The organism is Streptomyces sp. NPDC059787 (assembly GCF_042732315.1).
Taxonomy (GTDB): Bacteria; Actinomycetota; Actinomycetes; order Streptomycetales; family Streptomycetaceae; genus Streptomyces; species Streptomyces atrovirens.
In genome coordinates this window covers 196,705-220,920 of record NZ_JBHWHX010000010.1, presented here as the reverse complement: position 1 = coordinate 220,920, position 24,216 = coordinate 196,705, and the positions used below count along the sequence as shown (strand labels likewise).

The following is a 24,216-nucleotide window of genomic DNA, read 5'->3' as shown; positions in this document are numbered from 1 at the left end:
CTCGGCCGTAGGCGCGCAGAAGCCGGAAGTGTGGGTCTGTGAGGTGGCCCGGCACGCGGACCGGCCGGGCGGTGGGGCGGAGAAGCGATGGCCTCCCCGCCCCCGAGGCAGCTCAGCTACCCCGGAACACCCCGGTGACGGAGGCCGTCTAGTAGCACTCCATCTTGGCGTCCGTACCGAGACGCATCGACAGGCCGTTCAGCGTGAACGTGCCGGCCGTGGTCGCCCACGCCGTCTGCTCGACGCCGTAGAGGTCGGCCGACTCGGCCTGCTGGGCGAAGCCGCCCGGCAGCACGCTGTCGCCCTTCTTGATGTCAGGACCGCGGTTCTGGTCCTGGACCGCCACGCCGATGTCGATGTTGGTGAACGTCGCATCGGCGTCGAGCTGGGCGACGTCGATGTAGAGGTTCTTGGCCGTGACCGGCTTGTCCCTGCCCGCGTCAAGACGAAGGTAGATCGTCTTGTTGATGACGGGGATCTTCGTCGCCACCGACTGGCACATCTTGGTGATCTCGGCGTCCTTGAACGACGAGATGGCGACCGGGACCTGAGTCTTCTTGTCACCGTCGGTCGACGTGTAGACGGTGTCGATGCCGCCGTACTGGGCGAAACCCTCACCGTGCAGGTGACCGGCCGTCACCTTGAACTGCTGGCCGGACACGCTGAACGACGCCGCGAGCGCGCCCTGCGCCAGGCCGACACCCACCGCCGCCGTCGCGAGCACGCTGGGCACCATGACCACAGCGAACCGCTTCCATCTGGTCCCGCCACGCACCTGGGACTCCATATTTCCTCCTTCTCGGACGTACATCTCCTGCCCCGACCCGTCGCCATGAACGGCGGCCCGGCCGGGCAGAGATGGGAGAAGTGCTACGTCCTCGGGAAGGAGAGCGCCCGAGCTCGACGACACGTACGACGTGCCCGATCACCGGCGATCACCCCCGAGCGACAACCACTGGTCGCGCCTGACACGCATCACGCACAACCCTGCTGGACAGGCTTCACCGGGTGGGCGAAGACCCCCCTGTCCGAGAACCGGCGTCACTGCCGCCGGTTCTGCTCGGTGGGGACCCAGGAGTTCCCGCGCCCCGACCGGCTGTCGGGATACGGGTAATGGACCGAGCGTCGCCGATCGTGGTCCATTCTCGCCGCCGACACAAGGGGGTTCGTTACTCGCTAGTAACGGCCGGGTAACCCCGCAACGACCCGACGGCGCCGCACGGCGACGCTGGGTTCACCACAAGTGCCGTACAAAACCGTTGATTGATGGACAGAGTCCGACAGATCCACGCCCGCGACTTACTCGCAGTAACAGCGGCCGCGATTACCAAGTTTTGGCAAAGCGCGGCCGCACCGGCATCCATGATCCGTTCGGCAACTCGAACCCCACACGCCCGAACCCCCGGCAAACCGACCGGAATCGGGCAGCGGCGCCCGGGTGGTTCAGAACAGGGCCCGCGCCAGCGCCCGGCGCGCGGCGATCACCCGCGGGTCGTCGGCGCCGACCACCTCGAACAGCTCCAGCAGCCGCACCCGTACGGCATCGCGGTCGTCGCCCGCGGTGCGCGCCACCGTCTCGATGAGCCGGCCGAAGGCGTCCTCGACATGACCGCCCACCAGGTCCAGGTCGGCGGCGGCGATCTGCGCGGCGGCGTCCCCCGGCTTCTCCGCGGCGTCCTTGCGCACCTGCTGCGGGTCCAGGCCCTGCACCCGCTGGAGCAGTTCGGCCTGGGCGAGACCCAGCGTGGCCTCGGGGTTGGTCGGGTCGTCGGCGAGCACGTTCTTGTACGCCTGGACGGCACCGCCGAGGTCACCGCTGTCCAGAGCCTGGACGGCGGCCTCCAGCAGGGCGTCGTACGGACCGACGGCCTCGACCGGGGCCGCCTGCGCGCCGCCGCCCGGCTCGGCGTCGGGGTCGACGGCGAGGCCGGTCAGACCGAAGCGCTGCTCGCCGACCTGCACCAGCTGGTCCAGGGTCTGGCGGATCTGCGCCTCGCCCGCGGCCCCCTGGAAGAGCGGCAGCGCCTGCCCGGCCACCACCGCGAAGACCGCCGGGATCCCCTGGATCCCGAACTGCTGCATCAGCATCTGGTTGGCGTCGACGTCGATCTTGGCGAGCAGGATGCGCCCGTTGTACTCGACGGTGAGCCGCTCGAGGAGCGGGCTCAGCTGCTTGCAGGGCTCGCACCACTCGGCCCAGAAGTCGATGACGACCGGGACCTCGGTGGACCGCTGCAGGACGTCACGCTCGAAGCCGGCCTCGTCGACGTCGATGACGAGATCGGCCGGGGAGATCGCACCCCCGCCGCCCTGCCGGGCCGCTTCCGCGCGCGCCTGCTCCGCCTTCGCCTTGGCCTCCTGGGCCGCCTTCACCGCGGCGAGGTCGACGACTCCGCTCATGGACATGTTCCGTGGCTGCATGCGTCTATCCTCCCCCGTACTCCGCGTGTGTGTGAAAACGCCCGGGAAAGCCAGGCGTACGTGTGCTGTTGACGCCGGGTCCCCACCCCGCGCCGGTGGTCGTCGCTCGGGCACGCCGGTCACGCGCGCTTTCGCTACGAGTCGTAGCGTAATACCGACCGGGGCTCGCTGAACAGGGTGCCCCGGTGATCTCCCTCACGCGCGACCGCACGGAATCCGCCGTTATCGTCGGACCATGCAGAGCCGCACCCCAGCCAGTCGCACCGGGCGCCCGCGCAGCGCCGCCGCGGATGCCGCGATCCTGGCCGCGACCCGTGCGGCCCTGGTCGAACTGGGCTGGTCCAAACTCACCTTGGGAGACGTGGCGGTCCGCGCCGGGGTCGCCAAGACCACCCTCTACCGGCGCTGGGCGGGCAAGAACGAACTGGTCGTGGACGCCGTCGCGGAACTCTTCGACGAGCTGACCCTGCCCGACCGCGGCTCCCTGGCCGCCGACATCGAGGGCGTGGTGCTCCAGTTCGCCGCGATCCTGGCCCGCCCCGAGGCCAGGAACGGCCTGATGGCGGTGGTGGCGGAGTCCACCCGCGACGACGCCCTGCGCGAGCGCATCCGCGCCTCGATCGTGGACCGGCAGAAGCGTCTCGTCCTCGCCGGCCGGGCGCGGGCGCAGGCGCGAGGCGAGCTGCCGCCGGAGCCCGACGCCGGCGAGGCGGCCCGCACGGTCGACCTGATCTTCGACATGGTGGCCGGCGCGGTGGTGCACCGCACCCTGGTGAGCGCGGAACCGGCCGACGCGGAGTGGGTGCACGGCTTCACCCGGGTCCTGCTGTCGGGCCTCGCCGCCGCGGGGCCCTGAACCGGCCACGGTCGGCCGGTAGTCGCCTGTCACCGCCCCCGGCGCGCTGCGAGGATCGATGATCACGCCGCACCGGAACGTGCGGGACGCCGAGCAGCCAGGGAGGCGCACATGACCGGGACCGGACCCGCCGCCGCACGGATCGACACCTCCAGGCCGCACCCGGCCCGGGTCTACGACTGGTTCCTCGGCGGCAAGGACAACTACCCGGTCGACGAGGAACTGGGCCGGCAGATCATGGGCGTCGACGGCACGGCCCGGCACATCGCCCGCACCAACCGCTGGTTCATGCAGCGGGTCACCCGGTGGCTGGCCGGTGAGGCGGGCGTCCGCCAGTACCTGGACATCGGCACCGGCATCCCCACCGAGCCCAATCTGCACCAGGTGGCCCAGGGCATCGCGCCCGAGTCCCGCGTGGTCTACACGGACAACGACCCGATCGTCCTGAAGCACGCCGAGGCGCTGCTGCGCAGCACCCCCGAGGGCGTCACCGACTACGTCCAGGCCGATGTGCGCGAGCCCGCCCGCATCCTGGAACAGGCCCGCGAGAAGCTGGACTTCGAGCGGCCGGTGGCGTTGTCCCTCGTCGCGCTGACGCACTTCCTCGGCGACGAGGACGACCCGTACGGGCTGGTGGCGCGGCTCGTCGGGGCGCTGCCCTCCGGCAGCTACCTGGTCCTGTCGCAGCTCACCGCCGACTTCGACCCCGAGGCGGTCGGCCGCGGGGTCGAGATGTACAAGGCGGGCGGCGTCACGCTCGCGCCGCGCAGCCGTGCGGAGATCGCCCGCTTCTTCGAGGGCCTGGAGCCGGTGGATCCGGGCCTGGTCCAGCTGACCGACTGGCACCCCGAACTCGCGGACGGGGAGACGGTCGACGAGCACGCCGTGATCTCCCTGTACGGGGCGGTGGCCCGCAAGCCGTGACACGGTCGCGCGGAAAGGCCCGCTCATGCCGAGCGGGCCCCGCCGACCGCCGGATCCCCACCGGGGAACAAGCGGCAAAGCCCTTGCTACGGTGCCCCGATGACATCGGTCAAGAAGTTCCAGGTCACCTTCGACTGCGCTGAGCCCGAGCGCCTCGCCCGTTTCTGGTGCGAGGTGTTGGGGTACGTCGTACCGCCTCCGCCGGAGGGGTTCGCCACGTGGGACGACTACAAGCAGTCGCAGCCCTCCGAGCAGCGGGATTCGTGGTTCGCCTGCGTCGACCCCACAGGTGTGGGCCCACGCCTGTACTTCCAGCGCGTCCCCGAGGGCAAGACCGCCAAGAACCGGGTGCACCTCGACGTGCGGGCCGGTACCGGACTCGTGGGCGAGAAGCGCCTCGCCACGCTCGAGGCCGAGTGCGCGCGGCTGGTCGCGCTCGGCGCGGTACATGTACAGACGCTGTACGCCGATGAGGACAACGAGTCGTGCATCCCGATGCAGGACATCGAGGGCAACGAGTTCTGTCTCGACTGAGCGTCTCCCGGGACGGGGTGGGGAGCCGTCTCCCGTGCTGCGGCGCCCCGGCCGGCGGGCTGTGCCCGGTGGGGCGGAGGCCGGCCGGGGGACCCACTCGCCGCTCATCGGCACCGGTCACGGGTTCCGTACCGCCCCGCCCTGCGGGCCGGATCACCGCGGCACGCGCGGAACCGGTCGGGGACGCGCGTCGAGCCGCGGACACGGAGTTCCGAATTCCTTGCTCCGCGTCGCGGGATCCTGGCGGACGGCGCCCAGCGCCGCCCCCTCCGGTCGTCCAACCGGTGCGCCGACGTGATTCAAGGGACTCCGCGCCGCAGAATCCTGGCGGGCGGCGCCCCGCGCCGTCCCCTCCGGTCGTCCAACCGGTGTGCCGACGTGATTCATGGGACACAGAAGGGCACTACCTTGCGCATACTCAGACGGGCGCTGGGCACCACGCTCACCGCAGCCCTCGGTTCGCTGCTGCTGACCGTTCCGGGAGCCGCCCCGGCGTTCGCGGCGGGCGGCGTGCCGCTGCCGTTGTACTCCCTCGCCGACATGGAGGTCGACGGGAGCAACCAGAGGGTCTTCCTCAGCATGCCCGCGGGAGCGGACGGCCGGGTCGCGGTGACGGACTACGACGGCGGGAACAGCACCTGGCTGGGCGGCCTGCCGGGCGCCGGCGGGCTGGCCCTCTCGCCCGACTCCCGGACCCTCTACGTGGCCGCGCGGGACATCGACACCATCGTCGCGTACGACACCGCGACACTGACGGAGACCGCACGGTACTTCGTGGGCGAGGACACCGCCCCGTGGAGCCTGGCTTTCGCGGGCGGGAAGCTGTGGTTCGGATACGGCATCACCGGGGACCTCGGGTCGGTCGACGTGTCCGGTGCCGAACCGGTGATCGAGCTCGGCCTGGACGCCTCGCTGGACGGGGGAGCGGACCTCGTCGCCTCCCCCACCGACCCCGACGTGCTGGTGGTCGGCACGAACAACCCCAACGTCAACACCCTCACCGTGTACGACGTGGGCGGCGGATCACCCGAGGTGACCGCCCGGCGGGTCTTCTCCGGGACGGAGATGAACGGTCTGCGGGACCTGGACGTGACACCCGACGGCCGGAGCGTCGTCGTGGCCGCCCTCATCTCGTCCGGCTACCAGACCTTCCGCCTCGACGACCTCTCGGACCAGGGAGCCCCCGCGGCTTCGCCCTCTCCCCTGGCCGTCGCCGTCGCACCCGACGGCACGGTGGCCGGAGGAACCTCCAACAACAGCGCCGACGTGCCGGACCTGTCCTTCTACGCGCCGGGCGCTCCCGCTCCGCTGACCACGGTCGAGCTGGGCGGTGACACCGAGAGCCTGGTGCCCGAGGGGCTGGCCTGGGCGCCGGACGGGAGCCGGGTCTTCGCCGTGACACAGCAGACCGGTGTCATGGGACTCCGGTTCCACGCACGGCAGGTCGCCACCACCGTGCAGACCACCCTCGCCCTCGAGGCGCCCCCGACCAGCAGGAGGTACCGGGAACTGACCGTCACCGGCACCCTGGCTCCGGCGGCCGGCTTCGCTCCCGGCACCACCGTCGCGGTGAAGCGCTACGACGCCGCCGCTCCGGAAGGCACCTCGCTGGGCACCGTCACGGTGGCGGCCGACGGCACCTTCACCGTGACCGACACGCCGACCAGGCTCGGTCAGGCGAGGTACGAAGTGACGTACGCCGGTGACCCCTGGCACACCGCGGCCTCCGCCGAGGTGACCGTGGAGATCACCCGCCGCTGACCCGGCCTCCGGCACGGACGTCGCCGTGGCCCTGATCAGGACCGCGGGCCACGGCGATCTCCCCTCTGCGCGCTCTCGGCGCAGGCCACCGGCTCCCCGCCCGGAACACCTCCGACCGGCGTTACGACGGCGGGGGCGGCCGCCCCCGCCGTCGTGACGGAGTGGCGTCGGGTCTAGAACCCGGCGGGCTCCGTGTACACGCCCCACTCGTCCCGCAGGACACCGCAGATCTCGCCGAGCGTCGCCTCCGCGCGTACGGCGTCGAGCATCGGCTCGATCATGTTGGCGCCGGAGCGGGCGGCCGCGATCATGGCGTCGAGCGCGCCGCGCACCTTCGCGTCGTCGCGGGCGGCCTTGCGCTCGCCGAGGAGCCGCACCTGCTCGCGCTCCACCTCGTGGCTGACGCGCAGGATCTCCAGGTCTCCGGTGACGGACCCGGTGTGGACGTTGACACCGACGACCCGCTTGTCGCCCTTCTCCAGCGCCTGCTGGTAGCGGAACGCCGACTCGGCGATCTCGCCGGTGAACCAGCCGTCCTCGATGCCGCGCAGGATGCCGGAGGTGATCGGCCCGATCGGGTGCCGCCCGTCCGGGTGGGCCCGCAGGCCCCGTTCCTTGATCTGCTCGAAGATCTTCTCGGCGTCCGCCTCGATGCGGTCGGTGAGCTGCTCGACGTACCAGGAACCGCCCAGCGGATCGGCGACGTTGCCGACGCCGGTCTCCTCCATCAGCACCTGCTGGGTGCGCAGGGCGATCTCGGCGGCCTGCTCGCTGGGCAGTGCGAGGGTCTCGTCGAGGGCGTTGGTGTGGAGGGAGTTGGTCCCGCCGAGCACGGCGGCCAGGGCTTCCACGGCGGTCCGTACGACGTTGTTGTACGGCTGCTGCGCGGTCAGCGAGACACCGGCGGTCTGGGTGTGGAAGCGCAGCCACTGCGCCTTGTCGCTCTGCGCGCCGTAGACGTCCCGCATCCAGCGCGCCCAGATCCGCCGGGCCGCGCGGAACTTGGCGATCTCCTCGAAGAAGTCGACGTGCGCGTCGAAGAAGAAGGAGAGCCCGGGCGCGAACACGTCGACGTCGAGGCCGCGGCTGAGCCCCAGCTCCACGTACCCGAAGCCGTCCGCGAGCGTGTACGCCAGCTCCTGCGCGGCCGTCGCCCCGGCCTCGCGGATGTGGTAGCCGGAGACGGAGAGCGGCTTGTAGGCGGGGATGCCGGCCGCGCAGTGCTCCATCAGGTCGCCGATGAGGCGCAGATGGGGCTCGGGCTGGAAGAGCCACTCCTTCTGCGCGATGTACTCCTTGAAGATGTCCGTCTGCAGCGTGCCGTTGAGCACGCCGGGGTCGACGCCCTGGCGCTCGGCGGCGACGAGGTACATGCAGAAGACGGGCACGGCGGGCCCGCTGATCGTCATGGAGGTCGTCACGTCCCCGAGCGGGATGTCCCGGAACAGGACCTCCATGTCGGCGGCCGAGTCGATCGCCACCCCGCAGTGGCCGACCTCGCCCAGGGAGCGCGGGTCGTCGGAGTCACGGCCCATGAGCGTCGGCATGTCGAAGGCGACGGAGAGCCCGCCCCCGCCGTTGCCGAGGATCATCTTGTACCGCTCGTTGGTCTGCTCCGCGTTCCCGAACCCGGCGAACTGCCGGATGGTCCACGTACGCCCCCGGTAGCCGGTCGGATACAGCCCGCGGGTGAACGGGTACTCCCCCGGCCAGCCGATCCGCTCGAACCCCTCGTAGCCGTCCCCGGTCCGGGGCCCGTACACCGGCTCCACGGGATCGCCGGAGAGCGTGGTGAAATCCGCGTCGCGCTTGCGAGCGGCGTCGTACCGGGCCTGCCAGCGTCGGCGGCCCTCCTCGATGGCGTCAGCGTCCATACCCTCGAATTTACTAGGACGTCCAAGTAAATGTCGATGGGAGACCGCCGCACGCTGCTCCGTACGGCGGTGGGACGCGCTACGCGACCGCGGGGGCCTCGTCCGCGACCTTGCCCTCCAGCTCACGGCTGATCCTGCGCTCCACGAAGAACGCGGCGGTGGGGACGGTCCCGGCGAGCAGCACCCACAGCTGCTTCTTGACCGGCCACTTCGCCTTGGAACCCAGGTCGAAGGCGAAGATCAGGTAGACGACGTACAGCCATCCGTGGGCGATGCTGACCACCTGCGTGAAGTCGGCCGCGCCACCCATGTCGAGCACGTACTTGCCGATCATGCCGAGGGTCAGCGCGACGAGGAGAACACCGGTGACGTAGGCCATGATCCGGTAGCGGGTCAGCACGCTCTTCTTCATGGAGTCGAGCGTAACGGGCCGTTCCGGGAGATCCTGCCCGGGGTCACTCGCCCTCGAAGTCCCCCGCCGCCAGCCGCAGCGGCCGGAGCATCGCGAAGAGTTCGCCGCACTCCTCGGCGTCGTACGCGCTCAGGCCGAAGTCCATGGCCATCAGGTCGCGGGTGGCGGACTCGACCACCTCGCGGCCCTTGTCGGTGATGGTCGCGAGGGTGCCGCGGCCGTCGTTGGGGTTGGGGCGCTTGGCGACCAGGCCCGAGCGCACCAGGCGGTCCACGGTGTTCGTCACCGACGTGGGGTGCACCATGAGCCGCTCGCCGATCTTGGACATCGGCAGCTCGCCCGACTTGGAGAAGGTCAGCAGCACCAGCGCCTCGTACCGCGCGAACGTGAGCCCGTACGGCTTGACGACCGCGTCCACCTCGGCCAGCAGGATCTGCTGCGCCCGCATGATCGAGGTGATCGCGGCCATCGACGGCACGTTTCCCCAGCGCTGCTTCCAGAGCTCGTCGGCGCGGGCGATGGGATCGAACGAGAGACTGAGCGGCTTCGGCACGGACCAGACCCTACCGGCCGGTCATATGTCGGTCAGCCCTGTCTCACTCATCGGTCCCGTCGGTCAGGCGTCACCTCGCGCCAGATGTCTTTCGACGGTCTCCACCTTGGACGTGAGGCCGTCCTCCACACCCGGGCGGATGTCCGCCTTGAGGACCAGGGAGACGCGCGGTGCGCGTGCCTCCACCGCGGCCACGGCGCGCTTCACCACGTCCATGACCTCGTCCCACTCCCCCTCGACCGAGGTGAACATCGCGTCGGTGCGGTTCGGGAGGCCGGATTCGCGGACCACCCGCACGGCGTCGGCGACGTATTCCCCCACGTCCTCGCCGACGCCCAGCGGTGTCACGGAGAAGGCGACGATCATGCGTTCACGACGCCTTCGTTGCGGGCGCGGGAGGCGATCACCGCGTCCTCGGCCTCGCGCTTGAGGCGGCGGTCGGCGAAGAAGCCGCCGGTGGGCAGGACCGACATCAGGAAGTAGAAGGCGGCGGTCCCCAGCGACCACTTGGCGCGGTTCCAGGCGTCGGCCCAGAAGAGCACGTAGAGGACGAAGAGGAAGCCGTGGACCGCGCCCATCACCGGGACGGCGTTGAAGTCGGTCGTCCGCTTCAGGACCGAGCAGACGAGCAGCAGCAGGAACGAGATCGCTTCGGGGCCCGAGACCAGGCGGAGGCGGCGGAGGGCGGAGGCGGTCTTGATGTCCACGGGTCACCTTCGGTGGGAGAGACGTCGGCGTTGACGGGTCGGACGGCTTGTGAACGCACGCACAAGCGTCCCGCCATTGTGGCAAACGCCGTCCGTGATCACCGGAGGGGGTCCGCGCATCCCGTAAGGGGCCGGTCAGGGTGCGACTCCACCCTCGGGATCTGTCGGCGGGGGCGAAGGTGCGGCTACCGTCGCAGGCGTGGCGATGTTCCGACTTCAGAGCAGCAAGGTGCTCGCCGTCGACATGACCGGGGATGCCGTGAAGGCGAAGAACGGCTCCATGGTCGCGTACGACGGTGAGATGGCCTTCAAGAAGCTCAGCGGTGGTGGTGAGGGGCTGAGGGGGATGGTGACCCGCAGGCTCACGGGCGAGCAGATGACACTGATGGAGGTGAAGGGGCACGGGACCTGCTTTTTCGCGGACCGGGCCTCCGAGATCAACCTGGTGGGTCTGCAGGGCGACAAGCTGTACGTGGAGTCCAGCAATCTGCTGGCGACGGACGGAGGGCTGCGCACGGGGACGAGTTTCACGGGGATGCGCGGGGCCTCGCAGGGCAACGGGCTGTTCACGACCACGGTCGAGGGGCACGGCCAGGCGGCGATCATGTCGGACGGGCCGGCGGTGCTGCTCCGGGTCAGCCCGCAGTACCCGCTGACGGTCGACCCCGGCGCCTATGTGGCCCACCAGGGGAACCTGCGGCAGTCCTTCCAGTCGGGTGTGACCTTCCGCACGCTGATGGGAGAGGGCGGCGGCGAGGCCTTCCAGATCCGGTTCGAGGGCGACGGGCTGGTCTACGTGCAGCCCAGTGAGCGGAACACGATCGCGGGGGACGTCTGACATGGGCTTCCGGGAGATCAACTCGAAGATGATCGAGGCGACCGTGTCGCCCGGTCAGCGGCTGTTCAGTCAGCGCGGCGCGATGCTCGCGTACAAGGGGGAGGTCGGCTTCACCCCGAACACGGCCGGCGGTCAGGGCGGGGTGATGTCGATGATCGGGCGGCGGGTGGCGAACGAGGACACGCCGCTGATGACCGTCGAGGGCAGCGGCACCGTCCTGTTCGGGCACGGCGGCCACCACATCCAGGTGATCAATCTCGCCGGCGACACGCTGTACGTCGAGGCCGACCGGCTGCTGGCCTTCGAGGGCACGCTGGAGCAGGGGACGGTGTTCCTCGGCTCGCAGGGCGGGGTGATGGGCATGGTCCGGGGGCAGGTCTCCGGGCAGGGGCTGTTCACGACCTCGCTCAAGGGGCACGGCGCGGTCGCCGTGATGGCCCACGGAGGGGTGATCGAGATCCCGATCACCCCGCAACGGCCGGTGCGCGTCGACCCGCAGGCCTACGTCGCCCACCACGGCGACGTCCGCAACAAGCTGTCGACCGCTCTCGGCTGGCGGGACATGGTGGGCCGGGGTTCCGGCGAGGCGTTCCAGTTGGAGCTGAGCGGCAGCGGTGCCGTGTACGTCCAGGCGTCGGAGGAGAAGCTGTGAGCAACACCGTCCACGACCCGGCGACACTGCCGTCCGACGACAACGTCGATCACTACACCTTCTGCGTGGAGCTCAAGGGCACCCAGTGGTTCATGCAGAAGGGGAAGATGATCGCCTACTACGGTTCGATCGAGTTCAACGGGATCGGGCACGGGCGACTCGACCGACTCGTCCGTACGTCGTTCCATTCGCCACTGCACGCGAGCGACTGGGTCGTGGCGGAGGGCTCGGGCAAGATGCTCCTCGCCGACCGGGCCTTCGACGTGAATTCGTACGACTTGGACGACGGCAATCTGACCATTCGCTCGGGCAACCTTCTCGCTTTTCAGCCAAGTCTCGCGCTCAAGCAGTCGATCGTGCCGGGTTTTCTGACGCTGATCGGAACCGGGAAGTTCGTGGCCGCCTCCAACGGTCCGGTGGTGTTCATGGAGCCCCCCATCCGGGTGGATCCGCAGGCGCTGGTCGGATGGGCGGACTGCCCCTCTCCGTGCCACCACTACGACCATGGCTACATGACCGGCCTGATGGGCGGCCTACGTGCGATGACGGGCCTGGGCGGGGCCTCCGGCGAGGAGCACCAGTTCGAGTTCGTGGGGGCGGGCACGGTACTGCTCCAGTCGTCCGAGACGTTGATGGCGGAGCAGGCCACGGGGGTGACTCCCCACGAGCCGGGAGTGCCCGGGGGCGGGGGCGCGGGTGGCCACGGGCAGGGGGCGGGCGCACCGCGTCTTCCCGGACAGCTGGGAGACCTCCAGCGTCGCTTCGGGCTGTGAGCGGTAGTGTGCGGGGTGTGACATCGAACGCCTGCGCACGGTGTCACACGGAAGCCTTATTAGTTCGCCATTCAACTTTCTTAGGTAGACTTCATTCATGGAGACCGAGACGGCCACCCGCTGGCTGACCAATGCGGAGCAGTGCGCCTGGCGCACCCACCTGGAGGTCAACAGGCTGTTGACGTACCAGCTCGAGAAGGATCTGCAGCCGTTCGGCCTGACGATGAACGACTACGAGATCCTGGTGAATCTGTCCGAGTCGGAGGACCGGCGGATGCGGATGAGCGACCTCGCCTCCGCCACCATGCAGTCCAAGAGCCGCCTCTCGCACCAGATCACCCGCATGGAGAACGCGGACCTGGTCCGGCGGGAGAACTGCGAGTCCGACCGCCGCGGGCTGTACGCGGTCCTCACCGACCACGGCATGGAGACCATGCAGAAGGTCGCGCCGCATCATGTGGCGTCCGTGCGCCGGCACTTCATCGACCTGCTCTCCCCCGAGGCCCTCATCGAGCTCGACAAGGCCCTCAAGCCCATCGCCGAGCATCTGCGGGGGCAGCGGGGGCGTCACTGACGGTCCTCGGGCTCAGCGGGCGAGCGGCAGGCGGAGTTCGAAGAGGGCTCCGCCGGTCGGCGCCGCGGACGCCGTGAGCGTCCCGCCGTGCCGTACGGCGACATCACGCGCGATCGCCAGGCCCAGCCCCGCGCCGCCGTCGTCGCGGCTGCGGGCGGTGTCCAGCCGTACGAACCGCTCGAAGATCCGTTCCCGGTCGGCCTCGGCCACACCCTCGCCGTCGTCGGCCACCCCCAGGACCGCCCGGTCGCCCTCCCGCCGTACGGTCACGATGACCCGCTCGCGGGCGTGCCGCCGGGCGTTGTCCAGCAGATTGGCGAGCACTCGCGCCAGCTGCCCCCGGGATCCGGTGACCTCCGCCGGTTCCGCGTCCACCGTCACGCCCGTACGGCCCGCGGTCTCCTCGCGGGCCAGTGCGGACAGGTCGACCCGGGCGTCGGCGGGCCGCTCCCCCGCGTCAAGGCGGGCGAGCAGCAGCAGGTCGGCGGCGAGGTGCTGGAGCCGCACGGTGTCCTCGACGGCGCCGTCCAGGTCGAGCAGCTCGGGATGGGCGGCGGCCACCTCCAACTGGGTGCGCAGGGACGCGATCGGGCTGCGCAGCTCGTGCGAGGCGTCGGCGACGAACCTCCGCTGCCGCTCCACGGACGCCTCCAGCGCGGCCAGTGTTTCGTTGGTGGTGCGGGCGAGACGGGCGATCTCGTCGTGGGTCGCCGGTTCGGGGACGCGGCGGGCGAGGTCCTCGGAGGCGGTGATCGCTGCCATCTCGCTCCGGATGCCCTCCACCGGACGCAGCGCCCGGCCGGTGACCAGCCAGGTCACCGCACCGACGACCGCCAGGAGCAGCGGGAAGCCGATGAGCATCACGGTCAGCGCGGTCCGTACGGCGCTGTGCTCGGCGGCGAGGGGGGCGCCCGCGTGGACGGTGAGGCGGCCCCGGCCGTCGGTCTCCACCTCCACGGCGGCGAAGCGGTAGTCCTCGGTGTCGCCGTCGACGGTGGCGGAGCCGTTGCTGAAGGTGGTCTCGGCGGCGATCCCGCCGGGGGCGAGGGCCTCACCGGAATCGTCGTCCGAGTCGTCCGAGTCGTCGCCGGAGTCGTCGTCGCCGTCCGGCTCCGGCGACTGCGGGGTCACGTCGGTCGTCGCCGTACCGGTGATCCGTCGCAGGTCCTCGGAGGCCGCGACCAGCCTCCCGTCCTCGTCGACGATCTGCACCGGGCTGTCGTCTCCGTCCAGCCCGGACAGTTTGTCGTACGGGGTCCGGGCGGCGAGTTCGGAGGCGACCGCCCGCGCGGAGCGTTCCGCCCGGGTGCCGGCCTCGCCGATCAGGTTGGAGCGCAGCGACAGCAGTACGGCGGTGCCGGCCGCGACGAGGGCGACCGCGACCACGAGGGTGGCGCCGAGCGTCGCCCGTGCGCGGACCGAGCCGAACAGGCGGCTCACGGCGCCGTCTCCAGGCGGTAACCGGCGCCGCGCACGGTGCGGATGAGACCGGCGCGCAGTTTGCGGCGCAGGGCGCTGATGTAGACCTCGACGATGTTGGGGTCGCCCTCGTAGGCGAAGTCCCAGACGTGTTCGAGGATGTCGGCCTTGGAGACCACCTCGCCGGCCCGCAGCACCAGGTGTTCGAGGACCGAGAACTCCTTGGCGGTCAGGGTCACTTCGTCCTCGCCCAGGAAGACCCTGCGGGCGGCGGTGTCCACCTTGAGGTCGCCGTGCACATGGACCGGGGAGGCCCCGCCGGCCGGCCGGCGGCGCAGCAGCGCCTTGATCCTGGCGACGAGGACGACGTACGAGAACGGCTTGGTGAGGTAGTCGTCGGCGCCGGTGTCGAGGCCCTCGGCCTCGTCGTACTCGCCGTCCTTCGCCGTGAGCATCAGGATCGGCACGTCGTGGCCCGCTGCGCGCAGGGCGGCGCAGACCCGGTAGCCGTTCAGGCCGGGCAGCATGATGTCGAGGACGAGCAGGTCGTACGTCCCCTCCGTGGCCCGGTGCAGGCCCTCCCGGCCGTCGTGGACGACGTCCACGGCGTAGCCCTCGGCGGTGAGGCCCCTGGCGAGGGAGAGGGCGAGGCGTTTCTCGTCCTCGACGATCAGGAGTCGAAAGGGGCGGCGCGAAGCGCCTCCGGCAGGGTGGTGGTGGGAGACGGGCGGGCGCATGGGTCAAGGGTCGCAAAGCGAACCTGAAGATCCCTTCAGGCGGTTTCAGGTTCCCCTCAGCGTCGGTCGGCGAGATTGAAGACGTCGAGAACGAACCGACTCGGGAGGAAACACCATGAAGCGCAACATCGTGATCGCCGTCGTCGCGGCCGCGGCCCTGGTCGGGGGCGGTACGGCCACGGCCCTCGCGGTCTCGGGGGACGACGACGGGGCGGCGTCGGTGGCGCAGACGGAGAAGCGGGTGGGGGACGACGACGGGCGGGAGGACGACGCCCGTGACGACGACGGGCGGGACGACCGCGACGACGACCGTGGTGAGCGTGTCGTCTCCGGTGACGTGACCGCCGCCGACGCCATCGCCGCCGCGTTGAAGCACACACCGGGCGCGGCCGTCTCCGCCGAGCTGGACGACGATGACGACGACGGCGGCAAGGCGGTCTGGGAGGTCGACGTCCTCGGTGGCGGGGACACCTGGCACAGCGTGCGGGTCGACCCGGGCAGCGGGAAGGTCCTGGGCGCCTCGGAGGACGACGAGGACGACGCCGATGAGGTGCGGACCGCGCTGAAGGGCGCGTCGGTGACGGCCGAGGAGGCCGCGAAGGCGGCTGCCGCCAAGGGGACGGTGACGTCGGTGGAGCTGGACGACGACGATGACAAGGGGTGGGAGACCGAGACCCGCGCCTCCGGCGGGGGTGAGCGGGACTGGCGGGTCGATCCGAGCGGCGGGAAGGTCACGGCGGACCGTGACGACGACGGTGGCAACTCCGACGACGACTGATTGTTTTCGCCCCCGCCGCCCCTTCCCGTCCCGTTCCCCGGGGGCTGCGCCCCCGGACCCCCCTTTTTTTTCGGCCCTGAACGGGCCTCGTCCTCAAACGCCGGACGGGCTGGTCTGTGTCGGACGGGTTAGTCGGTGCCGGACGGGCTGGTTGTGGTCAGGCCCTCCACCAGTTCGTCCGCCGCTCGGTACGGGTCCAGCTCGCCCGCGATGATGCGTTCCGCCAGCGCGTCCAGGCGGCGGTCGCCGTGGAGGTCGCCGATGCGTTCGCGCAGGGCCGTCACCGCGATGGTCTCGACCTCGCGGGAGGCACGGGCCAGGCGGCGCTCCGTCAGGACGCCCCCCTCCTCCATCCAGGCCCGGTGCTTCTCCAGGGCCTCGACGACCTCGTCGACACCCTCGCCCCGCGCGGCGACCGTCTTCACGATCGGGGGACGCCAGTCGCCGGGGGCCCGGGACTCGCCCAGGCCCAGCATGTGGTTCAGCTCGCGGGCGGTGGCGTCGGCGCCGTCGCGGTCGGCCTTGTTGACGACGTAGACGTCGCCGATCTCCAGGATTCCGGCCTTGGCCGCCTGGATGCCGTCGCCCATGCCGGGAGCCAGGAGCACCACCGACGTGTCGGCCTGGGAGGCGATCTCCACCTCCGACTGTCCCACGCCCACCGTCTCGACCAGGATCACGTCGCAGCCGGCCGCGTCCAGGACGCGGATGGCCTGCGGGGCCGACCACGCGAGGCCGCCCAGGTGGCCTCGCGTGGCCATCGAGCGGATGTAGACGCCCGGGTCGGAGGCGTGCTCCGACATGCGGACGCGGTCGCCGAGCAGGGCGCCTCCGGAGAAGGGCGAGGAGGGGTCCACCGCAAGGACGCCGACCCGCTTGCCCTGTTTGCGGTACGCGGTCACCAGGGCCGAGGTCGAGGTGGACTTGCCCACGCCCGGGGAGCCGGTCAGGCCGACCACGTACGCGTTCCCGGTCAGCGGCGCCAGGGCCGCCATGACCTCCCTGAGCTGCGGGGACGCCCCCTCCACCAGGGAGATCAGCCGGGCCACGGCCCGTGGCCTGCCTTCCCTGGCCTGGGCGACCAGCGAGGAGACGTCCTGCATCACAGCTCCGTTCACGAGAGGGAAATCGGCAAAACCCGGCTCAGGCCTTGGGGACCCGCACGATCAGCGCGTCGCCCTGGCCGCCACCGCCGCACAGCGCCGCCGCGCCGACGCCGCCGCCGCGCCGCTTCAGCTCCAGCGCCAGGTGCAGTACGAGCCGGGCGCCGGACATCCCGATCGGGTGACCCAGCGCGATGGCGCCGCCGTTGACGTTCACCTTTTCGGTGGAAACGCCCAGGTCCTTCATTGACTGCACGGCGACCGCCGCGAAGGCCTCGTTGATCTCGATGAGGTCGAGGTCGGAAACCTCCAGGCCCTCCTTCTTCAGGGCGTGCCGGATCGCGTTGGACGGCTGCGACTGGAGGGAGTTGTCCGGACCGGCCACGTTGCCGTGGGCGCCGATCTCGGCGATCCAGTCCAGGCCCAGCTCCTGCGCCTTGGCCTTGCTCATCACGACCACGGCCGCCGCGCCGTCCGAGATCTGCGAGGAGGTGCCCGCGGTGATCGTGCCGTCCTTCGAGAAGGCCGGGCGCAGCTTGCCGAGCGACTCGACCGTGGTGTCGCCGCGGATGCCCTCGTCCTTGCTGAACAGGACCGGGTCGCCCTTGCGCTGCGGGATCTCGACCGGGGTGATCTCGGCCTCGTAGACGCCGTTCTTCTGCGCGGCGGCGGCCCGCTGGTGGGACAGGGCGGCGATCTCGTCCTGCTCGGGGCGGGCGATGCCGAGGCGGGTGTTGTGCTTCTCCGTGGACTCGCCCATGGCGATGTTCTCGAAGGAGTCGGTCAGACCGTCGTACGCCATGGCGTCGAGCATCTGCACCGCGCCGTACTTGAAGCCCTCGCGGGACTTCGGGAGCAGGTGCGGGGCGTTGGTCATGGACTCCTGGCCGCCGGCGACGATCACGTCGAACTCGCCGGCGCGGATCAGCTGGTCCGCGAGCGCGATGGCGTCGAGGCCGGAGAGGCACACCTTGTTGACGGTGAGCGCCGGGACGTTCATCGGGATGCCGGCCTTGACGGCGGCCTGGCGGGCCGGGATCTGCCCCGCCCCGGCCTGGAGCACCTGGCCCATGATCACGTACTGGACCTGGTCGCCGCCGATCCCCGCACGGTCGAGGGCGGCCTTGATCGCGAAGCCGCCGAGGTCGGCTCCGGAGAAGGACTTGAGTGAGCCGAGCAGCCGACCCATGGGGGTGCGGGCGCCCGCGACGATGACGGAGGTCGTGCCGTTCGTTGCGGATGGTGCGGAAGTTTCGGAAGACATGAGCTGCGATCCCCTTCCGGCTGCACAGCCGAGGAGTGAACGAGGGTTTACTTCGAATGTACTGACGTGCGGTGGACCACGTCATCGCCCTTTCGGTGTGATCGCGCGCACGTTGCGTAACCATCGCGGGAACGCTGCACTGAATCCATGCTGACGCGAATCGACCACATCGGGATCGCCTGTTTCGACCTCGACAGGACTGTCGAGTTCTACCGGGCCACGTACGGCTTCGAGGTGTTCCACTCCGAGGTCAACGAGGAGCAGGGCGTGCGCGAGGCCATGCTCAAGATCAACGACACCTCCGACGGCGGGGCCTCCTACCTGCAGCTCCTGGAGCCGACCCGGGAGGACTCCACCGTCGCCAAGTGGCTGGCGAAGAACGGCGAGGGCGTCCACCACATCGCTTTCGGTACGGCGGATGTGGACGCGGAGGCCGCGGACATCAAGGAGAAGGGCGTACGCGTTCTGTACGAAGAGCCCCGGCGCGGCTCCATGGGGTCACGAATCACCTTCCTGCACCCCAAGGACTGCCACGGCGTACTGACAGAACTGGTCACTTCGGCGCCCGTTGAGTCGTCCGGGCACTGACCCACGTACATAAGGGCCGGTAGGGTTGGGTCTGGTCGCCGCTCGATGCGTGGTGACCATGGTCCTTTCGTTTGGATCAGGCCGGATCAGGGAGCGGGGCCTGGTGCGTGCAGCTGCAAGGCGGAGGAGGGAGTCAACGCGGAGCGTTGGCTACCGACGACAACGCCGCAGATGTGCGTGCCAGGCCCCGTGAGCCCGGCCCGATCCAGACGGAAGGACCGATGTCCCGTCGTCTTCGGCGGCGGGATCGCCGGGGTCCGGTTTTCGGGGGGCGAGCGCGGGGCGGCAGCCCATGCTCCGCCGTTGATCTGACACCATTCCCCGGGGGCCCCGTTCGGCGGATGGACGGAGCTCGGCCAGACTTGCGACCAGGGGACGGATGGGACCGCGCAGTGCGGGGCTACGAGAGCCAGGAGCGAGAGCCGGCGGCTGACGTCGACCACCTCTCTCGGTTCGAAGCCGAGATGAAGCGGCTGAAGACCGAGCGGGAAAAGGCGATCCAGCACGCCGAGGACCTCGGCTACCAGGTCGAGGTGCTGCGCGCCAAGCTGCACGAGGCGCGGCGCACCATCATGTCCCGGCCCGCGTACGACGGCGGTGACATCGGCTACCAGGCCGAGCAGTTGCTGCGCAACGCGCAGGTGCAGGCCGACCAGCTCCGCGCGGACGCCGAGCGGGAGCTGAGCCAGGCGCGGGCGCAGACCCAGCGGATCCTCCAGGAGCACGCGGAGCAGGCGGCCCGGCTCCAGGCGGAGCTGCACCAGGAGGCGGTGACGCGGCGCCAGCAGCTCGACCAGGAGCTGGCGGAGCGCCGGCAGACCGTCGAGTCGCACGTCAACGAGAACGTGGCGTGGGCGGAGCAGTTGCGCGCCCGCACCGAGCAGCAGGCCCGCCGGCTCCTCGACGAGTCCCGCGCGGAGACCGAGCAGGCGATGGCCGCCGCCCGCGCGGAGGCGGAGCGGCTGACGGCCGAGGCGCGGCAGCGGCTGCAGAGCGAGGCGGAGTCGGCCCGCGCGGAGGCGGAGCAGATCCTGCGCCGGGCCCGCGCGGACGCGGAGCGGCTGCTGAACGCGGCCTCGACGCAGGCCCAGGAGGCCACCGACCACGCCGAGCAGCTGCGGACGTCCACGGCCAGCGAGTCGGAGTCCGCGCGCCGTGCGGCGCAGGAGCTCAGCAGGGCCGCCGAGGAGCGGATGTCCCAGGCGGACTCCGCGCTGCGCGAGGCCCGCGCGGAGGCGGAGAAGGTGCTCGCCGAGGCGAAGGAGGCCGCCTCGAAGGCGCTCTCCTCCGCCGAGTCCGCCAACGAGACCCGTACGCGCACCGCCAAGGAGCAGGTGGCGCGGCTGGTCAGCGAGGCCACCAAGGAGGCGGAGGCCACCAAGGCGGACGCCGAGCAACTGGTCGCGGACGCCCGCGCGGAAGCCGAGAAGATCGTCGCCGAGGCCTCCGAGAAGGCCCGCGCGCTCACCGCCGAGGAGTCCGCCACCCAGCTCTCCAAGGCGGCCAAGACCGCCGAGGACGTGCTCAACAAGGCGTCCGAGGAGGCCAAGCGGACCACCAGGGCGGCGGCCGAGGAGGCCGAGCGGATCCGCAGCGAGGCCGAGGCCGAGGCGGACCGGCTGCGCGCCGAGGCGCACGACATCGCCGAGCAGCTCAAGGGCGCGGCGAAGGACGACACCAAGGAGTACCGCGCCAAGACGGTCGAGCTGCAGGAGGAGGCCCGCCGGCTGCGCGGCGAGGCCGAGCAGCTGCGCGCCGACGCGGTCGCCGAGGGCGAGAAGATCCGCGCGGAGGCCCGCAAGGAGGCCGTGGCACAGATCGAGGAGGCGGCGAAGTCCGCCGAGGAGCTGCTCGCCAAGGCGAAGGCGGACGCCGACGAACTGCGCTCCACCGCGCAGGGCGACAGCGAGAAGGTCCGCACCGAGGCCATCGAGCGCGCCACGACGCTGCGCCGGCAGGCCGAGGAGACGCTGGAACGCACCCGTCAGGAGGCCGAGCGGCACCGCGCGGAGGTCGTCGAGCAGGCCGACGCGCTCAAGGAGGACGCCGAGCGGGCCGCGCGCGAGCTGCGCGAGGAGACCGAGCGGGCCGTTCAGGCGCGCCGCGCGGAGGCCGCCGGGGAGCTGACGCGGCTGCACACGGAGGCCGAGGAGCGGCTCGCGTCGGCCGAGCAGGCGCTGAGCGACGCGCGTGAGGAGGCCGGCCGGATCCGCCGGGAGGCGTCCGAGGAGAGCGAGCGGCTGCGCGCGGAGGCCGCCGAGCGGATCCGGACGCTGCGGCAGCAGGCGGAGGCGGAGGCCGAGCGGCTGCGTGACGAGGCCGCCGCGGACGCGTCGGCGTCCCGCGCGGAGGGCGAGTCCGTCGCCGTGCGGCTGCGGTCGGAGGCCGCGGCCGAGGCGGAGCGGCTGAAGTCGGAGGCGCAGGACAGCGCCGACCGGATGCGCGCGGAGGCGCAGGCCGCCGCCGAGCGGATCTCCGCGGAGGCCTCGGAGACGCTGGCCGCCGCGCAGGAGGAGGCCGCCCGGCGCCGCCGCGAGGCCGAGGAACTCCTCGGCGCGGCCCGGCAGGAGGCCGACCAGGAGCGCGAGCGGGCCCGCGAGCAGAGCGAGGAGCTGCTGGCGTCGGCGCGCACCCGTGTGGAGGAGGCGCAGGCCGAGGCCGTACGGCTGGTCGAGGAGGCCGACCGGCGTGCCACCGAGATGGTGTCGGCGGCCGAGCTCCACGCCCAGCAGGTGCGTGACTCCGTGGCGGGGCTGCACGAGCAGGCGCAGGAGGAGATCGCCGGGCTGCGGTCCGCCGCCGAGCACGTGGCGGAGCGGACGCGTCGCGAGGCCGAGGAGGAGGCGGACCGGGTCCGCTCCGACGCCTACGCGGAGCGGGAGCGGGCGAGCGAGGACGCGGGCCGGCTGCGGCGTGAGGCGCAGGAGGAGACGGAGGCCGCGAAGGCGCTGGCCGAGCGGACGGTGTCCGAGGCCATCACGGAGGCCGACCGGATCCGTACGGATGTGTCCGAGCACGCCCAGCGGGTGCGTACGGAGGCGTCGGACGCGATCGCCGAGGCGGAGCAGGCCGCCGCGCGCACCCGGGCGGACGCCCGTGAGGACGCCAACCGGATCCGTTCGGACGCGGCGACGCAGGCGGACACCCTCATCACCGAGGCCCGCAGTGAGGCGGAGCGGCTCACCGACGACACCCTCGCGGAGACCGACCGGCTGCGCACGGAGACGGTCGCCGAGGCCGAGCGGGTGCGGTCGGAGTCGGTGTCCAAGGCGGAGAAGCTGATCGCGGACGCCGCCGGGGACGCGGAGCGGCTGCGGGCCGAGGCCGCGGAGACGGTCGGGTCGGCGCAGGCGCACGCGGAGCGGATGCGCCAGGAGGCCGAGCGGGTCAGGTCCGGTGCGGAGTCGGAGGCCGAGCGGGTGGTGTCCGCCGCGCGCGAGGAGGCGGAGCGGACGCTGGACGAGGCCCGCAAGGACGCCAACAAGCGGCGTTCCGAGGCGGCCGAGCAGGTGGACACGCTCATCACGGAGACCACCGCCGAGGCGGACAAGCTGCTCACCGAGGCGCAGCAGCAGGCGCTGAAGACGACGGCGGAGGCCGAGTCGCAGGCGGACACGATGGTCGGCGCGGCCCGCAGTGAGGCCGACCGGCTGGTCGCCGAGGCGACCGTCGAGGGCAACACCCGGGTGGAGAAGGCCCGTGCGGACGCGGACGAGCTGCTGATCGGCGCGCGCCGGGACGCCACGCAGATCAGGGAGCGCGCGGAGGAGCTGCGCGACCGGCTCACCAGTGAGATCGAGGAGCTGCACGAGCGGGCCCGCCGTGAGGCGGCGGAGACGATGAAGTCGACGGGCGACCGCTGCGACGCGCTCATCAAGGCCGCCGAGGAGCAGCTCGCCAAGGCGGAGGCGAAGGCCAAGGAGATCGTCTCCGAGGCCAACTCCGAGGCCGGCAAGGTGCGGATCGCCGCCGTGAAGAAGGCCGAGGGCCTGCTGAAGGAGGCGGAGCAGAAGAAGGCCAGCCTGGTGAAGGAGGCCGAGGAGCTGAAGGCCGAGGCGGTCCGGGAGGCGCGGCGCACGGTCGAGGAGGGCAAGCGCGAGCTGGAGGTGCTGGTGCGGCGCCGCGAGGACATCAACGCGGAGATCTCCCGCGTGCAGGACGTGCTGGAGGCGCTGGAGTCCTTCGAGGCGCCGGGGGGCGCGAAGGACAACGGGGTCAAGGCGGGGGCCGCCGCGGGTGGTACCCGTACGGGTGGCAAGTCATCGGAATAGCCGACAAAGCGGACGAAGTCCCTTGTAGGGTGAGGGCTTTGATCATGCTTTTGGCAAGCATTCCGACGGCGAGCCACTCAAAAGGGGTGTCATTCTCCGTATCAAACGTGCATCCGCTCGATGACACAGCGCTTCGGCCCCTAGGATTCCACCTATCACCTCACCGGTCTCATTCGACAGGAACCCCATGAGCGACACTTCCCCCTACGGCTTCGAGCTTGTGCGGCGTGGATACGACCGCGCTCAGGTGGACGAACGTATCTCCAAGCTCGTCTCCGACCGTGACAGCGCTCTCGCCCGCATCACCGCTCTGGAAAAGCGCATCGAAGAGCTCCACCTCGAGACGCAGAACGCCCAGGCCCAGGTCAACGACGCCGAGCCGTCGTACGCGGGTCTCGGCGCGCGCGTGGAGAAGATCCTCCGCCTCGCCGAGGAGGAGGCGAAGGACCTGCGCGAGGAGGCCCGGCGCGCGGCGGAGCAGCACCGCGAGCTCGCCGAGTCGGCCGCCCAGCAGGTGCGCAACGACGCCGAGTCGTACGCCGCCGAGCGCAAGTCGAAGGCCGAGGACGAGGGCGCGCGGATCGTCGAGAAGGCCCAGGGCGACGCCGCCCAGCTGCGTTCCGAGGCGCAGAAGGACGCGCAGTCCAAGCGGGAGGAGGCGGACGCCCTCTTCGAGGAGACCCGCGCCAAGGCCGCGCAGGCCGCCGCCGACTTCGAGACGAACCTCGCCAAGCGGCGTGAGCAGTCCGAGCGCGACCTGGCCTCGCGCCAGCAGAAGGCCGAGAAGCGCCTCGCGGAGATCGAGCACCGCGCGGAGCAGCTGCGGCTGGAGGCCGAGAAGCTGCGCACCGACGCCGAGCGCCGTGCCCGCCAGACGGTGGAGACGGCCCAGCGTCAGGCGGAGGACATCGTGGCCGACGCCAACGCCAAGGCCGACCGGATCCGTTCGGAATCCGAGCGCGAGCTCGCGGCGCTGACCAACCGCCGCGACTCGATCAACGCCCAGCTGACGAACGTGCGCGAGATGCTGGCGACGCTCACCGGTGCCGCGGTGGCGGCGACCGGCGCGCCCGCCACCGAGGACGAGCCGATCTCCCGCGGGGTCCCGGCCCAGCAGTCCCGGTAACGGCGACCGACGCACAGCGGCGAAGCCCTCTGCCACTGAGGTGGCAGAGGG

At 71.2% G+C, this 24,216-nt stretch carries 23 protein-coding genes; 12 read left to right on the top strand and 11 right to left on the bottom strand.

All coding sequences use genetic code 11. From position 1 onward, the window contains the following. Positions 1–148 precede the first annotated feature (148 nt). Together ACFV5H_RS12735 and ACFV5H_RS12730 are read right to left on the bottom strand one after the other, a co-directional pair. Positions 149–787, bottom strand: a complete 639-nt coding sequence (locus tag ACFV5H_RS12735) for a DUF6230 family protein (RefSeq protein WP_385057613.1) — start codon at positions 785–787, stop codon at positions 149–151. A gap of 656 nt (positions 788–1,443) precedes the next feature. Continuing rightward, positions 1,444–2,421 carry a tetratricopeptide repeat protein gene (locus ACFV5H_RS12730; RefSeq protein WP_385057611.1) on the bottom strand — a complete coding sequence of 326 codons (978 nt, stop codon included), beginning with the start codon at positions 2,419–2,421 and terminating at the stop codon, positions 1,444–1,446. A gap of 235 nt (positions 2,422–2,656) precedes the next feature. On the opposite strand from ACFV5H_RS12730, the gene ACFV5H_RS12725 reads away from it, so the two are divergent. The 4 genes from ACFV5H_RS12725 (at position 2,657) to ACFV5H_RS12710 (ending at position 6,496) form a co-directional block, all read left to right on the top strand. Further along, positions 2,657–3,277 (top strand): TetR/AcrR family transcriptional regulator, encoded by a 621-nt coding sequence (locus ACFV5H_RS12725; protein WP_385057609.1) that lies wholly within the window; start codon positions 2,657–2,659, stop codon positions 3,275–3,277. A gap of 111 nt (positions 3,278–3,388) precedes the next feature. Next, the gene (locus ACFV5H_RS12720) at positions 3,389–4,201 is read left to right on the top strand and encodes an SAM-dependent methyltransferase (protein ID WP_385194510.1); all 813 of its coding nucleotides are present in this window, start codon (positions 3,389–3,391) and stop codon (positions 4,199–4,201) included. A gap of 99 nt (positions 4,202–4,300) precedes the next feature. Further along, the gene (locus tag ACFV5H_RS12715) at positions 4,301–4,735 is read left to right on the top strand and encodes a VOC family protein (protein WP_385057606.1); all 435 of its coding nucleotides are present in this window, start codon (positions 4,301–4,303) and stop codon (positions 4,733–4,735) included. 408 nt (positions 4,736–5,143) lie between these two features. Continuing rightward, a complete protein-coding gene (locus ACFV5H_RS12710) occupies positions 5,144–6,496 on the top strand; it encodes a hypothetical protein (RefSeq protein WP_385057604.1) in 1,353 nt (450 codons plus the stop codon). Between the two features lie 173 nt (positions 6,497–6,669). Here ACFV5H_RS12710 and ACFV5H_RS12705 read toward each other — a convergent pair whose 3' ends face one another. The 5 genes from ACFV5H_RS12705 to ACFV5H_RS12685 all read right to left on the bottom strand — a co-directional run bounded on the left by ACFV5H_RS12705 (position 6,670) and on the right by ACFV5H_RS12685 (position 10,042). After that, a complete protein-coding gene (locus tag ACFV5H_RS12705) occupies positions 6,670–8,370 on the bottom strand; it encodes a methylmalonyl-CoA mutase (protein ID WP_385194508.1) in 1,701 nt (566 codons plus the stop codon). 79 nt (positions 8,371–8,449) lie between these two features. Next, entirely contained in the window at positions 8,450–8,782 is a 333-nt protein-coding gene (locus tag ACFV5H_RS12700) for a DUF3817 domain-containing protein (protein WP_385047858.1), read from the bottom strand. A gap of 43 nt (positions 8,783–8,825) precedes the next feature. Next, positions 8,826–9,335, bottom strand: a complete 510-nt coding sequence (locus ACFV5H_RS12695) for a MarR family winged helix-turn-helix transcriptional regulator (RefSeq protein WP_385194505.1) — start codon at positions 9,333–9,335, stop codon at positions 8,826–8,828. 63 nt (positions 9,336–9,398) lie between these two features. Then, positions 9,399–9,701: an MTH1187 family thiamine-binding protein gene (locus tag ACFV5H_RS12690; RefSeq protein ID WP_385194503.1), complete on the bottom strand. Its 303-nt coding sequence runs from the start codon at positions 9,699–9,701 to the stop codon at positions 9,399–9,401. Then, positions 9,698–10,042, bottom strand: a complete 345-nt coding sequence (locus tag ACFV5H_RS12685) for a DUF3817 domain-containing protein (RefSeq protein ID WP_383351596.1) — start codon at positions 10,040–10,042, stop codon at positions 9,698–9,700. The genes ACFV5H_RS12690 and ACFV5H_RS12685 overlap by 4 nt, the downstream gene beginning before the upstream one ends. 205 nt (positions 10,043–10,247) lie before the next feature. On the opposite strand from ACFV5H_RS12685, the gene ACFV5H_RS12680 reads away from it, so the two are divergent. The 4 genes from ACFV5H_RS12680 to ACFV5H_RS12665 all read left to right on the top strand — a co-directional run bounded on the left by ACFV5H_RS12680 (position 10,248) and on the right by ACFV5H_RS12665 (position 12,879). Beyond that, positions 10,248–10,880: an AIM24 family protein gene (locus tag ACFV5H_RS12680; RefSeq protein ID WP_385047863.1), complete on the top strand. Its 633-nt coding sequence runs from the start codon at positions 10,248–10,250 to the stop codon at positions 10,878–10,880. Position 10,881: 1 nt separating this feature from the next. Then, entirely contained in the window at positions 10,882–11,532 is a 651-nt protein-coding gene (locus ACFV5H_RS12675) for an AIM24 family protein (RefSeq protein WP_385194500.1), read from the top strand. Beyond that, a complete protein-coding gene (locus ACFV5H_RS12670; RefSeq protein ID WP_385194497.1) occupies positions 11,529–12,305 on the top strand; it encodes an AIM24 family protein in 777 nt (258 codons plus the stop codon). The genes ACFV5H_RS12675 and ACFV5H_RS12670 overlap by 4 nt, the downstream gene beginning before the upstream one ends. A gap of 97 nt (positions 12,306–12,402) precedes the next feature. Further along, positions 12,403–12,879, top strand: coding sequence for a MarR family winged helix-turn-helix transcriptional regulator (locus ACFV5H_RS12665; RefSeq protein ID WP_385047840.1), 477 nt, complete (start codon positions 12,403–12,405; stop codon positions 12,877–12,879). 12 nt (positions 12,880–12,891) lie between these two features. On the opposite strand, the gene ACFV5H_RS12660 is transcribed toward ACFV5H_RS12665, so the two are convergent. Together ACFV5H_RS12660 and ACFV5H_RS12655 are read right to left on the bottom strand one after the other, a co-directional pair. Then, positions 12,892–14,319, bottom strand: coding sequence for a sensor histidine kinase (locus tag ACFV5H_RS12660; RefSeq protein ID WP_385194495.1), 1,428 nt, complete (start codon positions 14,317–14,319; stop codon positions 12,892–12,894). Then, the gene (locus ACFV5H_RS12655) at positions 14,316–15,035 is read right to left on the bottom strand and encodes a response regulator transcription factor (protein WP_385047834.1); all 720 of its coding nucleotides are present in this window, start codon (positions 15,033–15,035) and stop codon (positions 14,316–14,318) included. Before ACFV5H_RS12655 ends, ACFV5H_RS12660 begins: the two co-directional genes overlap by 4 nt. A 115-nt stretch (positions 15,036–15,150) precedes the next feature. Here ACFV5H_RS12655 and ACFV5H_RS12650 point away from each other — a divergent pair, with 115 nt between their 5' ends. After that, positions 15,151–15,813, top strand: coding sequence for a PepSY domain-containing protein (locus tag ACFV5H_RS12650; RefSeq protein WP_385194493.1), 663 nt, complete (start codon positions 15,151–15,153; stop codon positions 15,811–15,813). 128 nt (positions 15,814–15,941) lie between these two features. Here ACFV5H_RS12650 and meaB read toward each other — a convergent pair whose 3' ends face one another. Together meaB and ACFV5H_RS12640 are read right to left on the bottom strand one after the other, a co-directional pair. Then, positions 15,942–16,916, bottom strand: a complete 975-nt coding sequence (gene meaB / locus ACFV5H_RS12645; protein WP_385047828.1) for a methylmalonyl Co-A mutase-associated GTPase MeaB — start codon at positions 16,914–16,916, stop codon at positions 15,942–15,944. 40 nt (positions 16,917–16,956) lie between these two features. Continuing rightward, positions 16,957–18,180, bottom strand: coding sequence for an acetyl-CoA C-acetyltransferase (locus ACFV5H_RS12640; protein WP_385047825.1), 1,224 nt, complete (start codon positions 18,178–18,180; stop codon positions 16,957–16,959). 147 nt (positions 18,181–18,327) lie between these two features. Here ACFV5H_RS12640 and mce point away from each other — a divergent pair, with 147 nt between their 5' ends. From mce to ACFV5H_RS12625, 3 genes are all read left to right on the top strand, one after another. Beyond that, on the top strand, positions 18,328–18,768 hold the full coding sequence (mce, locus tag ACFV5H_RS12635) for a methylmalonyl-CoA epimerase (RefSeq protein ID WP_385194490.1): 441 nt from the start codon (positions 18,328–18,330) through the stop codon (positions 18,766–18,768). 392 nt (positions 18,769–19,160) lie between these two features. Further along, the gene (gene scy / locus ACFV5H_RS12630) at positions 19,161–23,039 is read left to right on the top strand and encodes a polarized growth protein Scy (protein WP_385194488.1); all 3,879 of its coding nucleotides are present in this window, start codon (positions 19,161–19,163) and stop codon (positions 23,037–23,039) included. A 187-nt stretch (positions 23,040–23,226) separates the two neighbouring features. Next, positions 23,227–24,165 carry a cellulose-binding protein gene (locus tag ACFV5H_RS12625; protein ID WP_073932521.1) on the top strand — a complete coding sequence of 313 codons (939 nt, stop codon included), beginning with the start codon at positions 23,227–23,229 and terminating at the stop codon, positions 24,163–24,165. Positions 24,166–24,216: the final 51 nt, after the last annotated feature.

What these genes read in the sequence shown, in the direction of transcription:
- ACFV5H_RS12680 (WP_385047863.1), top strand. Translation starts at nt 10,248, where the DNA reads ATGTTCCGACTTCAGAGCAGCAAGGTGCTCGCCGTCGACATGACCGGG.
- ACFV5H_RS12735 (WP_385057613.1), bottom strand. Translation starts at nt 787, where the DNA reads ATGGAGTCCCAGGTGCGTGGCGGGACCAGATGGAAGCGGTTCGCTGTG.
- ACFV5H_RS12665 (WP_385047840.1), top strand. Translation starts at nt 12,403, where the DNA reads ATGGAGACCGAGACGGCCACCCGCTGGCTGACCAATGCGGAGCAGTGC.
- ACFV5H_RS12650 (WP_385194493.1), top strand. Translation starts at nt 15,151, where the DNA reads ATGAAGCGCAACATCGTGATCGCCGTCGTCGCGGCCGCGGCCCTGGTC.
- ACFV5H_RS12625 (WP_073932521.1), top strand. Translation starts at nt 23,227, where the DNA reads ATGAGCGACACTTCCCCCTACGGCTTCGAGCTTGTGCGGCGTGGATAC.
- ACFV5H_RS12690 (WP_385194503.1), bottom strand. Translation starts at nt 9,701, where the DNA reads ATGATCGTCGCCTTCTCCGTGACACCGCTGGGCGTCGGCGAGGACGTG.
- ACFV5H_RS12655 (WP_385047834.1), bottom strand. Translation starts at nt 15,035, where the DNA reads ATGCGCCCGCCCGTCTCCCACCACCACCCTGCCGGAGGCGCTTCGCGC.
- ACFV5H_RS12640 (WP_385047825.1), bottom strand. Translation starts at nt 18,180, where the DNA reads ATGTCTTCCGAAACTTCCGCACCATCCGCAACGAACGGCACGACCTCC.
- ACFV5H_RS12675 (WP_385194500.1), top strand. Translation starts at nt 10,882, where the DNA reads ATGGGCTTCCGGGAGATCAACTCGAAGATGATCGAGGCGACCGTGTCG.
- ACFV5H_RS12705 (WP_385194508.1), bottom strand. Translation starts at nt 8,370, where the DNA reads ATGGACGCTGACGCCATCGAGGAGGGCCGCCGACGCTGGCAGGCCCGG.
- ACFV5H_RS12730 (WP_385057611.1), bottom strand. Translation starts at nt 2,421, where the DNA reads ATGCAGCCACGGAACATGTCCATGAGCGGAGTCGTCGACCTCGCCGCG.
- mce (WP_385194490.1), top strand. Translation starts at nt 18,328, where the DNA reads ATGCTGACGCGAATCGACCACATCGGGATCGCCTGTTTCGACCTCGAC.
- ACFV5H_RS12700 (WP_385047858.1), bottom strand. Translation starts at nt 8,782, where the DNA reads ATGAAGAAGAGCGTGCTGACCCGCTACCGGATCATGGCCTACGTCACC.
- ACFV5H_RS12715 (WP_385057606.1), top strand. Translation starts at nt 4,301, where the DNA reads ATGACATCGGTCAAGAAGTTCCAGGTCACCTTCGACTGCGCTGAGCCC.
- ACFV5H_RS12725 (WP_385057609.1), top strand. Translation starts at nt 2,657, where the DNA reads ATGCAGAGCCGCACCCCAGCCAGTCGCACCGGGCGCCCGCGCAGCGCC.
- meaB (WP_385047828.1), bottom strand. Translation starts at nt 16,916, where the DNA reads ATGCAGGACGTCTCCTCGCTGGTCGCCCAGGCCAGGGAAGGCAGGCCA.
- ACFV5H_RS12720 (WP_385194510.1), top strand. Translation starts at nt 3,389, where the DNA reads ATGACCGGGACCGGACCCGCCGCCGCACGGATCGACACCTCCAGGCCG.